The following is a 13,950-nucleotide window of genomic DNA, read 5'->3' as shown; positions in this document are numbered from 1 at the left end:
TATCATGTATTTCAAACTTTGTCATTACATTTATGTTATTGAAGGATGAGGATGGGTTTACAGAGAATTGTTATATTAGAGAGTCTTATAATATGAAAATGGGAGAAAAGTTCCAATCCAATCGACAGCAGAAAGGATACAAAGAGTGCAGGGGTGAAAAAAGATGATTATAATAAAATTAATCAATGTAGATGGCAAAGGAAACAGTACGATGTTTATATACAAGAAATAATAAAACGTGCCGTACAAAAGGAAATCGAAATGCTGTAACAACGGATAAAAGATCTTGAGGTTGAAAATGAAGCATTAAAGGATAAAACATATGAAGTTAAATAGCACCATATGCTTTGAGTATAAAAATGGAGACGAGGTTACCAGCTGGTAACTCTTTTTTTGAACAAAATTTTATGTTTTTACAGGATTTGGAATGTTCTGGACTTCCTATTAAGTGAAGTTCGGCACATTGACAACAAAATAAGGGAACCGGATAATTTAGGCGGTGTACATGGAAGTCAAAATACAAATACACAGAAAGTAAAGAGGGATTAGATGTTAGTTTTAGCAATTTCAGAAGTAGTCGCAATGCTTTTTTGCGCAGGAATTATGTATTGCTGTATTCTTGTAGGAAAGCATAGTGCAGAGGAAGAGAAACGCTTATGGGAGAGGAAACATTCCAGCGAGCAGAAAGTCGGGGAAAAGAACAAATGGGAAGATCGGGAGTCATAAACAAGCAGTTTGCCGGAGAAGAGAACGAAGCCTATCATGATATCATAGCGCTTTTTAAAATATACCGTTCCGTAAACTGGCGGATGCAGGTAAAGGTGAGCCAGGTAAAGCACCGGATACAGTGGGAATACGGCACAGACATTGATACATTCCTTGACAGTGTTTACCAGGCCGGCATGGACATTAATCAGGATCTGGGGGATATGAAGGAGCGGATCGAGACGATCAACCGTTCCAACAAATTCCTGAAGCTGATTGACGAAGCGGTGGAGCTTATGCGTAAATTCCATCCCCAGGGGGAACGGCTGTACTGGGTTCTGTATTACAGCTATATGTCGGCTTACCGGGCGGAAAATATCGAAGAGATCCTGGACAAATTAGAGCCTCATTTCCCCAAAATCACGCGTATCCACAGGGCAACCTATTTCCGGTGGCGCGAGCAGGCATTTGAGGCGGTCAGCGGGATTTTATGGGGGTATGAAGAGGAAAGCAGAAAGATTATGGAATATTTTAAAAATAATTATGAATCTGACCCAAAATACTGTTGACTTGGAAAAAGCAAAAATTTTATAGTAGGTGCTAATCATTAATGCGCATACAATGAGTGATACAAAACGATGTAGGTGTTTTTTGAGACCGGAAAGGAGAGTTACGATGTTGATGATGCCGATTGATACAGGGAACAAAGCAATTAAAACGGAACATTTTGAGTTCCATTCAGGGATATCCGTATTGGAGGATGTGCCGGGAGAAGGAGAAGAGGCGGTAAAATACCAGGGCAGATATTACCGGCTGAGTCCGGAGAGGAATGTATATCTTCCGGACAAGTCCGTAGACGAGCGTTATTATATCCTGACGCTGTTTGCCGTTGCAAAGGAGCTGCGGGAATTAAAGCCGCCAAGGCTGTTCCTGCCGGGGGAGGTTCTTGAGATAGATCTGGTGGTAGGCCTTCCGCCGCTATACTACCGGGGGCAGTATAAAAAGTTCCGGGAATATTTTTACCGTGGAGGGGAAGTTGTAGAGTTTGAATATATGGGGATGTCCTACCGGGTTTCCTTCTCAGGAGTATATGTCCACATGCAGACCTACGCGGCCTATCTATATGTGGCAAGGGACTTAAACCTGTTTAAAAAGAAGGTTCTCCTGCTGGATATTGGCGGGTTTACACTGGACTATATGCTTCTGGAGAAAGGGATGATCTCATGGGAATATACGGATTCTACCGGCAGAGGGGTGATTTCCATGTACCAGCGTATCAATAAGGGAATCCGGGAAAAGTATGACCTGGATCTGAAAGAAAATGATATGGATGCGATCATCCTGGGAGAAACTTCCATGTATGACCGGGGGATTGAAGAAAGGGTAACAGAGCTTGCAGAAAGCCATGTGGCGGATGCGCTTGGGATGCTCCGGGAATGCGGGATTGACCTGCGGCTGTCTGTGACTGTCTTTGTGGGCGGCGGTTCCATCCTGTTATCCAGGATCATTGATAAGGTATGGGGAAGATACCGGGGAGAATATTATGTGATCAATGATTCCAAAGTAAATGTATTGGGATACAAAAAGAAATATCTGTACGATAAAGGCGGCTGTTAGCAGGAGGAGGCAGTTTTTTATGGGAAAACAGGATGAATACCGTTTTAACCTGAAGTTTGACGAGACAGATGAAGACCATCGGCGCGTCAGCGAGTTCCTGAACAGCTGCGGCAGGAAAAAGGCAAGATATGTGGTAAAGGCAATACTGGCTTACTGGGCTTTACAGGAAGGGAGAAATCCTGCTCTTAACAAGTCCGGGGAGGACAGAACGGAAAAGAAGGAAGGAAAGCTTACGGATACCAAAGCTGATATAAGGAAAGGCAGGCTGATTCAGGTGGACAGCAGTGGAAGCGGGGATATGGACCAGGAGGAAGCGGAACTGATGCGGCAGAATTACGCAATGTTCGAGGATATGGAATAGGGGGGATTGATACGCATAGAAAGTGGAGGATGGGGAAAGTTGCAAGTGCAGTGATAACTGCATGTCTGATCGTGGCGGTATTTCATGTGTTTTTTGATATTGCCTATGTCAGCGGAAATTCCATGGAGCCTGTTTTTTATGAAGGAGATATCCTTTTGCTGCGAAAATGGGGAATGCCCCAAAAGGGCGATATGGTAGCAGCATACATAGAAGAACTGGATTATGACGTAGTAAAAAGGATTCTGGCGTCGGAGGGAGACCGGGTTACAACTGCTTATGAAGGACTCTTTTTAAATGGTGAAATGGTGGCGGAATCTGTAAAAGGGATTCAGGAGGAAAGGAAGAAGCAGGAGAGGCAGGAGTTTATCCTGCCTCCGGATCAGTATTTCCTGATCGGGGAGAATCAGGAGGTGTCGCTGGACTCCCGGGTTTTTGGGTGTATCGGTAAAAGCGCTGTCCGTGGGATAGTGGTTTGCAAATTATTTTAATCGGAGGTGTGCAGAAATGAAAGCAGGAAAACTTTATTGTTTTAATGTTCTTCAGATTGTTGGTTTAGGGATGCAGTTCTGGAACTGGAAGGCAGGATGTGCAGTAATCCTGGGAAGCTGTCTGGGAGAGATGGTATATATCAGCAGGACGGCGCTGAAAAACAGGAAATTAAAGTCCTGTCCGAAATGTGGTGCCGCTGCTTGGGGAAAGGTCAGGATCTGTCCGGAATGTGGGCATCAGTATGAGAAAGGGATAGGGGAGGAAAAGATACTGGACCAGCTTGAACAGGAGATGGAGAAGGTGGATGCCCTGACATCCGAAGAGATTGATTATAATTTTGAGAAGGTGGAGGAATTTGTGCTGGATGAGGTGACATCCTTTGACGGAGATATTGCGGAATTCTTAGACAGAAGGGAACGGGGAGGTATTTGCGATATTTCAGACAGAAGAAAAGTAGGGGGAATGTAAGAATTTGGCAGTCTTTCCGGGGATAAGATAGGGGAAAGGAAACACTTTATCGAATGAATGCACATGGGAAAGGCACAATCTCAGGAAGATAGATACAACAAATACTCTTTGCTTTTATTAACTTGGGATTCAGGTTAGTATTATCAGGAGTATTAAAAAACTTATCGTATTACCAGGCTGTCGGGAGGATTTCCTGACGGTCTTTTTTTGTACAGCCATATGCAGGAAGAAAGCGTATGGCAGTTCCATAAACATCCATGACGGAGGCCGCCTATATCGGGGAAGAAATGAAGGAATCCCCGGTGCGCGTCCGCCGCCTGAAGTTTTCGGTGAAACAGATGATTTTTAAGAAAACTTTCAGGAGGAAGATATGGAACGTAAAAATACAGACGAATTAAAGAATCACTTCAGCGCATATGTGAAGCAGGCAGTGAAGAATACAAAAGGGCATTATCTGGATAAAAAGTGCAGGGTGGAGAGAAATGAAACAAATTATGAAGAGGAACTGGCAGTTCCGGGGCAGGGGATAGAAGACCTGCTAAGAGAAAGGGATCTTTTATCAGAACAGATTTTCCGGGGCGTGATAGAGAGCCGGCTGCTTTTGGACCAGATAGAGGATTACCGGCTCTTTCAGGCAATAACTTCACTTGCGGAGCGGCAGAAGGATGTGATTGTGCTGCGGATTTTCTACGAGAAATCATTCCGGGAAATTGGCTTAATTGTAGGGATGGCAGAAAAGAAAGCAGAAAATACATACTATAACGCAGTAAAGAAGATCCGTAAGATTCTGGGAGGCACAAGAGATGGAATTTAAGGAAATATTGCAGAAAGCCAGGGAATATGACAGGAAGGCAATGATGGAGGTGATAGAGATGTACCGCCCCCTGATGGTCAAATATGCAGTTGTGAATGGAAGATTTGACGAGGACTTATATCAGGAGTTTGTGTATACCATGCTGCAGTGCATCCTGAAATTCCCGGTAGAGAAATACGAAGATGGGAACCGGATGGATGCTGTTTTGTGGAAATAAGAATTATATAGCTTTTTGATAATACACAATATTTAGTGATTAATAGATTGACAAACGCTATATATTGATATACAATAAAATTGTTATATTTTATTTTCAGTAATTAGACTGAAAAATCAACTTTTGTTTCGGCAATGGCCCAGACTCAAATTTTGGCAGGATTTCTGCGGATAACAGATAGGAAGACACTGATTATTTTTAGAAGATGATTGGTGTCTTTTTTGTTGTTCAGAATGTGGGAGATGTGAAAATTTAAAGGAAGGATCGGAAATCGGAGCAGAAAACAATCAGGATGGAAGGAGGAACACGAATGAGACAGAAGCAGCTTATATTTATTTACGGGAAAGTTGTGCAGCCGGTGTTGAAAGGGATGGCCGCAACCTATTTCTGCAATGGGACATGGAAGAAAACAGCAAGGGTAAGGCGTGTAGTTGAGGTGACGGAGGAACATATTAAATTTGAGACAGACCGCATCCGGTACTGCATTGAATTTCGGAATGACGAAGCTGGTGCTCTGCTTGCGGCAGCATAGGAGGATAGACAAGTCTGAAAGGGAGTAGTTAAAGAGGAAGGCACTGGTTATTTTTCAAGTAATCGGTGTCTTTTCTGTTCAATGTAACGAAATATGTATTTTTGATGGAGGGAAAAAGATATGCGCAAAGACCAATCATATGAGAGACCAGAATGTTTTATACCGGAAAAAGATAATCCATATCCGCTTTGTACCGGAAGGAAAGTATTGATGTGTGAAGACTGTCAATTGCGGGTGGATTGGGAGCCGGAAGATCCATACGGTGTAGAAGGAAGAAAGTATATAAAATAATAGGAGGAGATACGCGTGAAGAGAATCATAGGGGCATTATATGGGATTTTCTTAGAAACACCATTGGACAGGCTGCATAGCTGGAAATGTACATTTGAAAAAGAATATCTATGGTATTGCAGGACTGGATGTAAGGATTGCTACAAGTGGAATGGCTATTGCAGAAGTGAGAGAGAGGGGACGCCATATAAAAAATTCAGAAGAAAGTATCATAAAAAATAGAAATGATCTGATAACCAGATCAATATTTCATGGAGGCGTAAAATGGTGGATGCAGCAGAAACAAAACGGCAAAAAGCAAAACAGCTCAGATATAAAAAGCCAATAGTTAAGGCTTTGAATCTGGAGAGCATTTATCAGGAGTTATGGGATATTCAGGAGCAATGTGAAGATGTTCACTGGTATTTTGATACAGACGATGAGACATTGATTAACGCATTGGATGGAGATGAGGATGAAGCATATGAATTTAAGATGATGTTTGCTGATCTATGCGCGGAGTGTGAGAAAATGCTTGAAGATTTAAGGGCGGAATGGATTCCGAAGTGCTTCGATAAGTTTTTTGTGGCAGTAGGAGCCGGTGAAGATTATGGAGGATTGCTGGGGTATGACAGCTATGAACAGGACTACTTTGGATTATCCTGTACAGAAGCATTTGCAGAAGATGAAAGTAAAAAAGCTCTTAAGCAGTTAACGAAGGATAATCTGATAGCAGCATCCAGACAGTGTTTTCGTATCTATCAGTCATTTATAGCCTTGAGACATCGGTATGATTGTCTGAAGACAGCAATGGATATATTACGGGATGAGAATACCGGATATCTGCAGATGATAAAGCAGATAGATGAGATGTATGAAAAGGCGGATGAGGAATCGGATGGCTTTCGTTATAAATGGTGTAAGTCAGTAAGGGAGCTGGACAGGATTTTAGGGAATTTGCCTCAAGAGGCGTGGATACAGTGAGTGAATTTATTGAAGGGAGAAATATTATGGCGATGGTAAAAAAATTGAGTGAAGGTATGATAAAATCAGCAAATTACAATAGTATGATGGGAAAGAGGGGAGACCTTTCAAAAGCCGACTATGAAGCGTATGCTGAAAAAATCTTATCGTGGCCGGTTTCGGAGGAAAAGAAGCAGAAGCTTTTGGATAAGTTATATGAAAAATGGAGTGAGATCTTGAAATATGAGGCGCAGCATGTGAGTGTGGCTGTTGCGGGCCCGGCAAGATATAACTCCCGGAAACTGGACAAATCAGACAAGATTTTGGAATTATCGGCGGCGTTTTCTAACTGGTTCAGAGACTTGGAAGGACAGATCAAGCAAAGCCAGAAGAAAAATAGTAAGGCGGAAGAACTTCTGGAAATGATAGAGTTCTGCCGGAAATCAGATAATTCCTGTAATCCAACATGCTATCTGAGAGCATTGGCAAGACATGATAACCAGACGTTTATTCAGTTGTATGAGGAGTTATATCCAGAGTATAAGTGGAGAAAAAACAGTACTATTGCAAAACTGTATCAACAGTCGCTTGCCGGTGAAATTAAAGAAATACGAAAAGAAATTTTCTTTGAGGACGAAAACTTAACGGCTTATTTAGAAAGAGACAGGGCATATATCAAGTTTATTATGAGACCGAAACGGCAACTCCATGTGGCATTAAAAGGTCGTGGCTGGTGGTGGAACAGTTACGAAAAAGCATATAGTACGTATCCGGACAGACTGGATAAGGAGTGGGTTTCTACTATTAGCAGCAGGTATGCAAATTACATCTGAGTAAAGGGAAAATAAGGAGTTTTAAGGAGGACAAAAATATGACGATTTATGATGTGGCAGGGAATAAGAAGAGGATGGCTGTTTTCAATACTTTGCTGGAAGAAGCCTGCAGGCAGTGGTGCGATTTATCAGTTGATGCTCCAGAGCGGAAAGATGGAGAGAACTTTGCAGAGTTCTTTTTTGAAATTTTTGAAGCAAAAGAGCATGAATACATAGAAGAGATTCTTTGAATGGATGAAAATGGCAGGTGAAAAATGGTTAAAACAATAAAGATTACGACAGGAAACCAGATATCCATAGTGGAGCTTTTAGATTGGAGTCTGAAGGAGAAAGCGAAAGCAATCGGAGCCGAGTATCTTGAAGTTGTAAGAACAAAGCGGATGTATGACTTTTTTGGAGATATGGTTGTGATGCTTATAGATGATTCGGGATTTGCAGAAAACAAGCCAGTTAATCCGGTGGCATCTTATTTCTATGGTGTGGATGAACATGGCGGTATTATTGCCGGGGATATACTTCTGGGAATGGAGAGAAGCCCGTATAATTTTCCGCTGAAGCATCCGGAGGCAGTGAAACGGCTACTGATGGAAAGGTTTCCTTCCCTTTGGGAAGTATAGTCTTCTAATTGCGGCACCGATATGACTGTATTAAAGCGGCGATGGATATATTGCGTGATTCCAATACAGGCTATCTCCAAATGGTAGATCAGATTGAAAAGTTGTACGAAAAGGCGAACGAGGCAACGGATGGATTTACGTGGCGGAGTTATGCTCCAGAGGTGGACGAGTTAGACAGGCTGATAGAAAATATACTGCAGGAAGTTTGGCTGCAGTAAGAGGGAGACGGATGAAATGGAAAAAATTATTTTGAAGAAATCAGAAACCAAAATACCACGGGGACTGGCCAGTGTTGTAGTTCGGCTAGAAACATACACACAAGTTTACCAACTTGCGCTTGAATGTGGAATGACGATAGAGAGTTTGGTTGATCTTCTTTTGCAGGAAGCATTAAAGGCAGTAGAAGTAGTGGATGCTAGTCAAGCTGAATACGGAAAAGGGGACAGTTTGAAAGAAATAAAAGCTGAAGATAGACGCTTTTTTTACGAATTATATGTGCATTTTAATGACGCGAATGAGAAGTTGATGGAAAAATATGAAAAGTTGAGTGAAGAAAAGAGGCGCATATTGAAAGAACGGGGAGAAAGGCTGATTCATGAAGCGAAATGTAACGGAGTAGAAAGCATATATTATGAAAATGATTGTCTGGCGATTTTCTGTGCACTGATTTTAAAAGGATACGATTTTAGAATTTGAGAAAGGTGCTACCGATGCAGAGATATATTTCTGCATCGGTAGAAAACTGTGAAGAATATTGTGGAGGTGTGGAGTAAGATATGAAAAAAGGATGCAGGGATTATGTCGGCGTGGCATGCGTAGATGGCACTTGCCCTAAAACGGTAAAGGAAGAATGTGAGGAATACAGCAGATCTGCCATGAGATGTAGCCAGTGTTTTTTAAATAAGGGATGTGAAGACTGTGCTTTGGCAGATACAGAATATTGTTCAGTTAGAAATGAGGAGGAAAGCAGATGAGATATTACAGCACGCAACGGCCGATTACACCGGGCAGTTATCCGAAGTCGCCATTTATGAAAGTCCTTAATATCGTCAATTTTGATTCCAGAACATATTGTGAGGAGATTGGACAGGAAGCATGGGGATATATTGAGTACAAAATGCCGCTTCATCCCAAAGATGCGGCAGAGTATGAACTGATGCCTGTTTCGGATAAAATCATGAACCTTTCCTTTGTTGGAGTGGATTCATGGGGACGCCGGGTATATAAAGATGAGGCGGGAAGGCTCTGGAAATACAGCGATCCGGGGGAAATGCCGGAAGAGAGGCATGACAGGCTGTTCCGGGCTTCCAGTAATGAGCCAGACGGCGAGCCGGATTATCCGCTTTGCGGGGATATGGACTATCGGATAGAGGACACAGGAGGTTTTTATGGGAATGTATCACAAAAACAGGTTCGCAGGAATCAGGAATAAGCGTTATATAAAAAGATGCACTTCGCGAGGGAGGCGGAGAGCAGTGAAGAAAAGTTGCAAAGAAGAAGTAACAGATGAGATTACATTAACAAGGAAAAGCCATAATCTTTATAAAACAGATGCATGGTACTTTAGTTAAAATGTTGGATGAAGTAAGGAGACAGGAAAACGATGAGGATGATTGTAAGCCCATATGATGAACAACTAAAAAGCTGCCTGAACAGTCAGGATGCTTTGGAAGAAAAATTGGCTGTTGAGAAAGAGAAGAAAAATGCCTTGATTGTAAAAATGGAGAATTTCTATACGGATAAACTCAAAGAGATCTATTTTAAATCAGGAGTTGACGGGAGTATCGGGCAGATAAGCTATGTTTTTGCAAAAGCCGGAAAACTTTTTGTCCATTTGTATTTTTTAGAGATTACAGCAAATTCAAAGCTCATAAAGAAGTATACCAATATTGAGCTGTTCGGTAAAGAGATGGAGAAACTGACAGAACTTACGGAAGCGGAGTATCAGGGAGAATTCTTTGCTTATGTGGATAAACAGATCAGAATGGTTGAAGACAGACATGAGGAAAGTGGAAAATGAGAATACCATTACCTTGCAATTTCGGAGATTCTGCAAAGTGTAATGGAAAACTTCTGCCTTTAAAGGGCGTGTTATGGTTTTAGTGGCCGGAAGGGATGGAATATACATATTTCTTTTCCAGAAATGATTTTTGGCATGATACGGACTTTTATACTATATTTGATGTAGGGTAGATGCCTTACAATGTAACGGAGATAGGAAATATGTCAGGGGAGGTGATATTCTATTTCCTCCGAGTTGGGATACGGAAGAAAAGAGGAAAGCAGCCGTCCTGAAATCTTATAGAGGACGTTGCAGGTTTACGAAAATCTGATATAATGAATATGAAGAAGAGATAGAGTAGTTTGGAGAATGGGAGGGATGGAAAATACGATGGATAAAAGGCAGGCAGATATAAACAATAGGATAGAGATGGTAGCAGACAATACTTCTGATACGGATTTTGAGCAGAAGCGATCCGACAGTTTCAGAATAAAAACGGAGACAGTATCAGAATCTAACTCCCAGAAATCAGATGTGAAAACTACATCCAAGGATTCTGTATTCCGTGATTTGTTTGGAGACCGTAAGTATGCTTTGCAATTATACCAGGCAATCCATCCGGAGGATACGGATGTGACAGAAGCAGATATAGGAAACGTAACGATAAAGAATATATTTACTGACCAGCAGTATAATGATTTGGGCATGACAGTCCGGGGAAAGTTACTTTTGATGCTGGAAGCCCAATCCAGCTGGACAGTGAATATTATCATCCGGATTTTTCTTTATCTGGCACATACATGGAATGAGTTTATTGAGAGCACCAGACAAAACCGGTATGGAAGTAAAAAACTGGCTGTTCCCAGACCTGAATTCTATGTGATATATTCGGGCGACCGAAAGGACAGGCCGGAATGGCTTCGTCTTTCGGAAGAATTCTTTGAAGGGAACAAGGAGTATCTTGAAGTAAATGTAAAGGTACTTTATGGAGATGGGAAAGGTGATATTATCAGCCAGTATGTGGATTTCACAAAAGTATATAATGAACAGGTGAGGCTATACGGCAAAACAAGAGAGGCAGTGCTTAGTACAATACGGATATGCCAGGACAGAAACGTACTGAAGGAGTATCTGTCGGGTCGTGAGAAGGAGGTTATAAATATAATGATGGGTTTATTTGATCAGGAGAAAGCAGTAGAACAGTTTGGAAATGAAAAGAAGGAAGAAGGGAAGCTTGAAAGTAAAAAGGAGGCAGCTATAAACATGAAAGCAGAGGGGCTGCCGGAAAGTATGATTGCCAAAGTCCTGGATGTAGGTTTAAATATCGTGCAGGAATGGATTGCAGGGACTAAAGTGGCAAGATAATGAGAGCAAAAAAGCCTTATATGGTGTTGAAAGAGCAAAGGCAGAATAACAGGATGATTCTTTTATGGGGTGCAGAGAAATCTGTACCCTGTATTTTTAAAAGCTGCAGGAGGAAGATCATGAAAGAATCAATTGCGACGAAATTGCGACGGTATTGCGTCTCCTGTGATATTGACATACAATTCCAGTCCGTATACAATGGTAAAGTAAAGTTTTGTGCATGCGGATGACATGCATGGAGAGCCGCAGGACATTACAGGGAGCTGGCAGCCGGAGTTAAAAAGGGCTGTCTTTTTTATTTGTTATTTTTTCCAGAACAGAAGGGAGGGGACTCATTGGCAGGAAATTTAAGAGAACAGAATACGGAGATAAAGGAGCCGGGGAATCAGTTTGCGATGCTGATTCCCCGCTTTGCGTTTACGGCATTTCTTGCGGTCGTTTTACTGGCCGTATCTGCAGCGCCTGTGTTTGCGGATACGATCTTTGATACGGCAAAGAATGCCATGCAGACGGTCTATAAGGATGTGGCCGGCATTGCAACCGTGGCGGCTGTCGTGTGCTCGGCAGTGTGCCTGTTTCTGATGAATTTCTCAAAATCCGGGCGGACCGTAGATGAATCCAGGTCATGGCTGAAACGGATCATCGTATGCTGGGCGGCGCTCATGACGCTTGGCGCAATCGTGACCTATTTTGAGAGTATTATTCCAAAGAGTATGTTCGGCGGCTAAAATGCCGGACAGATAAACATGTGCCGGCGCTCTCCCGGCAGAAAGGGGGATGCCTTAACAGGTGAAAGATAAAATATGGGATGGTTATTAGAATTATTGATAGAAGGTATCCGGGAGCTGTGTTCGCAGTTCATTGTTGATATGATGTCCTTAGTGACGGATATGTTCACGGAGCTTTTATCCTGTGACTTAAGTTTATTTGAGGAGTTGTTTTCTGTGGCAGGCGATCTCTATTCCAATGCCATTCTGCCTATGGGGGCGGCGCTTCTTCTTCTGATCTGTGTCTGGCAGCTTTTTAAGAGCATGTTCGGAAAGACGGGGGTCGCAAGCGAGGATCCGGTGGAGCTGGTATTGCGCAGCGGGATCTGTCTGTTTTTTATTGTGGCAGCAAAGCCGATGGTGGATTACATCCTGAGGGTGGCGGGAACGCCCTATCAGTGGGTGGCAGGGACTGAGATCGAGGTGAGCAGCTTTTCCGAGTATGTCTCCGTATTGGAGGGGATTACGGCAGGAATCGGGATTGACAGCTTAAACATTGCAATCCTGACTTTGATCTTACAGTTTGTGGTGGCATGGAATTATTTTAAAATGCTGTTTGTGATCGCAGAACGGTATGTGCTGCTTGGCGTATTTTCGTATACGGCGCCGCTGGCGTTTGGGACCGGAGGGTCGAAAGCAACCAATAACATCCTTGCCTCCTGGTCGAAGATGTTTGGCGGACAGATTGTCCTGATCATCTTAAATTCCTGGTGCCTGAAGATGTTCTTATCCGGCTATGGGAATTTAACTGCCAGCAGCTATGGGTTTACCAAGTTCTTTGCGGCGACGCTTTGTCTGGTCGGGTTCTGTAAAGTGACCTTTAAATTGGATTCCTACCTGTCTTCTCTGGGCGTAAATTTAGGCCGTCCGTCAACGGGAATGGGCGCTTTAGGTCTGATGATGGCAGCCGGACGGATCTTTTCCCATGTGGGGAGAGGGAGCAGCCAGACGGCAGGAGGCCCTTCCGGAAACGGAGAAGGGACCGGCGCAGGAAATGATTCCTATATGGACGGTTCCGGCATGACGGATACAGGGGGACCGATTCCGATGGGGCTTGGAGCAGACGGCATACAGGCAGAGGACGGAACGGACTTTGGAAACGGCATGGAGGAAGAATTGGCAGATGCAGGCCTGGAATCCGGTGATTTCGATACCATGGCAGACGGAGAGGGAAGTGTCCTGGAGGAAATGGGCATGATGCCGGAGGACGGGCCTGGAAGCGAGGATCTGGCCGGAATGGAAGAACAGAGTACAGAGACGGTCTTTGGCATGGAAGGCAGCGCATCCGGAGAACTGGGAGACTATCCGGTAGAGGAAGAGGAACCGGAGACAGGGGAAACCGAGGATGCAGGTATGAACTTAGAGGGTACTGTGCCTGGAGACAGCGGGATCGAGGATGCCGGAATCGGAAGCGGTATGGATGGCTTTGAGAAAGACGGCAGTATTTCCACAGGCAGCCATACAGCAGAGACAGGACTTTCTGCTGAAACACAGGGGATCCTTAGTGAGATTGGAAGTGAGGCCGGTATCAGCAGTACAGAATCCTTTGATTCGGAAGGAGGCATAGAGGCAGGAAATGCTCCGGTATTCGGAGGAGAAACAGCGCTTCATGAGCCAGGGCATGAGATGGAGCTGACGGATAGTTCTTCCGGTGCAGGACAAGGGGATACGAAAGTTCTTCCGGTTATAGGCGGGCACGAGGTGAACGGGCTTGGTTACCATGATTTCGATACACCGGGGCCGACACAGGTGCAGGGAAATCCGGGCATCGGTCCAGGAACCGTATCTTCCGAGAGCAGAAAGCAGGAATACCGGAAAATCACAGAGGAACGGAAATTCCGGGAAGTACCGAAATCCAGGAAGGATCTGAAAAAGAAGAAAAAACAGAATCCAAAAGCGAAAAACGGGGATTCGAAGGTGTAGGAAAGGG

The 13,950-nt window shown here is 43.5% G+C and carries 21 protein-coding genes; all 21 read left to right on the top strand.

Annotated features, from left to right (window positions below):
* The first annotated feature begins 549 nt into the window (after nucleotides 1-549).
* The 21 genes from EBB54_RS30395 (at nucleotide 550) to EBB54_RS12455 (ending at nucleotide 13,943) form a co-directional block, all read left to right on the top strand.
* Nucleotides 550-726 (top strand): hypothetical protein, encoded by a 177-nt coding sequence (locus EBB54_RS30395; RefSeq protein ID WP_162307125.1) that lies wholly within the window; start codon nucleotides 550-552, stop codon nucleotides 724-726.
* On the top strand, nucleotides 705-1,274 hold the full coding sequence (locus EBB54_RS12555; protein WP_125127667.1) for a hypothetical protein: 570 nt from the start codon (nucleotides 705-707) through the stop codon (nucleotides 1,272-1,274). The genes EBB54_RS30395 and EBB54_RS12555 overlap by 22 nt, the downstream gene beginning before the upstream one ends.
* Before the next feature lie 106 nt (nucleotides 1,275-1,380).
* The gene (locus EBB54_RS12550) at nucleotides 1,381-2,322 is read left to right on the top strand and encodes a ParM/StbA family protein (RefSeq protein ID WP_125127666.1); all 942 of its coding nucleotides are present in this window, start codon (nucleotides 1,381-1,383) and stop codon (nucleotides 2,320-2,322) included.
* Nucleotides 2,323-2,341: 19 nt separating this feature from the next.
* Nucleotides 2,342-2,683 carry a hypothetical protein gene (locus EBB54_RS12545; protein WP_125127665.1) on the top strand — a complete coding sequence of 114 codons (342 nt, stop codon included), beginning with the start codon at nucleotides 2,342-2,344 and terminating at the stop codon, nucleotides 2,681-2,683.
* A 29-nt stretch (nucleotides 2,684-2,712) separates the two neighbouring features.
* Entirely contained in the window at nucleotides 2,713-3,171 is a 459-nt protein-coding gene (lepB, locus tag EBB54_RS12540) for a signal peptidase I (RefSeq protein ID WP_243127646.1), read from the top strand.
* A 16-nt stretch (nucleotides 3,172-3,187) separates the two neighbouring features.
* Entirely contained in the window at nucleotides 3,188-3,640 is a 453-nt protein-coding gene (locus tag EBB54_RS12535; protein ID WP_125127664.1) for a hypothetical protein, read from the top strand.
* 370 nt (nucleotides 3,641-4,010) lie between these two features.
* Nucleotides 4,011-4,454: a sigma-70 family RNA polymerase sigma factor gene (locus EBB54_RS12530; RefSeq protein ID WP_125127663.1), complete on the top strand. Its 444-nt coding sequence runs from the start codon at nucleotides 4,011-4,013 to the stop codon at nucleotides 4,452-4,454.
* A complete protein-coding gene (locus EBB54_RS12525) occupies nucleotides 4,444-4,671 on the top strand; it encodes a helix-turn-helix domain-containing protein (protein WP_125127662.1) in 228 nt (75 codons plus the stop codon). The genes EBB54_RS12530 and EBB54_RS12525 overlap by 11 nt, the downstream gene beginning before the upstream one ends.
* Before the next feature lie 310 nt (nucleotides 4,672-4,981).
* Nucleotides 4,982-5,203 carry a hypothetical protein gene (locus EBB54_RS12520; RefSeq protein ID WP_125127661.1) on the top strand — a complete coding sequence of 74 codons (222 nt, stop codon included), beginning with the start codon at nucleotides 4,982-4,984 and terminating at the stop codon, nucleotides 5,201-5,203.
* Nucleotides 5,204-5,509: 306 nt separating this feature from the next.
* Nucleotides 5,510-5,716: a hypothetical protein gene (locus tag EBB54_RS12515; protein WP_125127660.1), complete on the top strand. Its 207-nt coding sequence runs from the start codon at nucleotides 5,510-5,512 to the stop codon at nucleotides 5,714-5,716.
* A 42-nt stretch (nucleotides 5,717-5,758) separates the two neighbouring features.
* Nucleotides 5,759-6,457, top strand: a complete 699-nt coding sequence (locus tag EBB54_RS12510) for a hypothetical protein (protein WP_016294896.1) — start codon at nucleotides 5,759-5,761, stop codon at nucleotides 6,455-6,457.
* Between the two features lie 26 nt (nucleotides 6,458-6,483).
* Nucleotides 6,484-7,269 carry a hypothetical protein gene (locus EBB54_RS12505; RefSeq protein WP_125127659.1) on the top strand — a complete coding sequence of 262 codons (786 nt, stop codon included), beginning with the start codon at nucleotides 6,484-6,486 and terminating at the stop codon, nucleotides 7,267-7,269.
* Nucleotides 7,270-7,307: 38 nt separating this feature from the next.
* Nucleotides 7,308-7,499, top strand: a complete 192-nt coding sequence (locus EBB54_RS12500) for a hypothetical protein (protein ID WP_016294894.1) — start codon at nucleotides 7,308-7,310, stop codon at nucleotides 7,497-7,499.
* A gap of 24 nt (nucleotides 7,500-7,523) precedes the next feature.
* The gene (locus EBB54_RS12495) at nucleotides 7,524-7,886 is read left to right on the top strand and encodes a hypothetical protein (protein ID WP_016294893.1); all 363 of its coding nucleotides are present in this window, start codon (nucleotides 7,524-7,526) and stop codon (nucleotides 7,884-7,886) included.
* Between the two features lie 41 nt (nucleotides 7,887-7,927).
* Entirely contained in the window at nucleotides 7,928-8,104 is a 177-nt protein-coding gene (locus tag EBB54_RS30160) for a hypothetical protein (RefSeq protein ID WP_154677789.1), read from the top strand.
* Nucleotides 8,105-8,120: 16 nt separating this feature from the next.
* Nucleotides 8,121-8,582: a hypothetical protein gene (locus EBB54_RS12490; protein ID WP_125127658.1), complete on the top strand. Its 462-nt coding sequence runs from the start codon at nucleotides 8,121-8,123 to the stop codon at nucleotides 8,580-8,582.
* A gap of 274 nt (nucleotides 8,583-8,856) precedes the next feature.
* Complete coding sequence (locus EBB54_RS30390) at nucleotides 8,857-9,318, top strand: defense against restriction DarA-related protein (protein WP_162307124.1); 462 nt, start codon at nucleotides 8,857-8,859, stop codon at nucleotides 9,316-9,318.
* A gap of 234 nt (nucleotides 9,319-9,552) precedes the next feature.
* Nucleotides 9,553-9,906 (top strand): hypothetical protein, encoded by a 354-nt coding sequence (locus EBB54_RS12475; RefSeq protein WP_125127656.1) that lies wholly within the window; start codon nucleotides 9,553-9,555, stop codon nucleotides 9,904-9,906.
* Between the two features lie 615 nt (nucleotides 9,907-10,521).
* Nucleotides 10,522-11,253 carry an RpnC/YadD family protein gene (locus EBB54_RS31175; RefSeq protein ID WP_243127645.1) on the top strand — a complete coding sequence of 244 codons (732 nt, stop codon included), beginning with the start codon at nucleotides 10,522-10,524 and terminating at the stop codon, nucleotides 11,251-11,253.
* 335 nt (nucleotides 11,254-11,588) lie between these two features.
* Complete coding sequence (locus EBB54_RS12460; RefSeq protein ID WP_243127644.1) at nucleotides 11,589-11,981, top strand: hypothetical protein; 393 nt, start codon at nucleotides 11,589-11,591, stop codon at nucleotides 11,979-11,981.
* A gap of 75 nt (nucleotides 11,982-12,056) precedes the next feature.
* Nucleotides 12,057-13,943, top strand: coding sequence for an ICP22 family protein (locus tag EBB54_RS12455; protein ID WP_125127655.1), 1,887 nt, complete (start codon nucleotides 12,057-12,059; stop codon nucleotides 13,941-13,943).
* The last annotated feature ends 7 nt before the right edge of the window (nucleotides 13,944-13,950 follow it).

Source organism: Schaedlerella arabinosiphila, assembly GCF_003885045.1.
Lineage (GTDB): Bacteria > Bacillota > Clostridia > Lachnospirales > Lachnospiraceae > Schaedlerella > Schaedlerella arabinosiphila.
The sequence above is the reverse complement of the archived record's forward strand: the minus strand, read 5'-3'. Positions and strand labels throughout refer to the sequence as shown.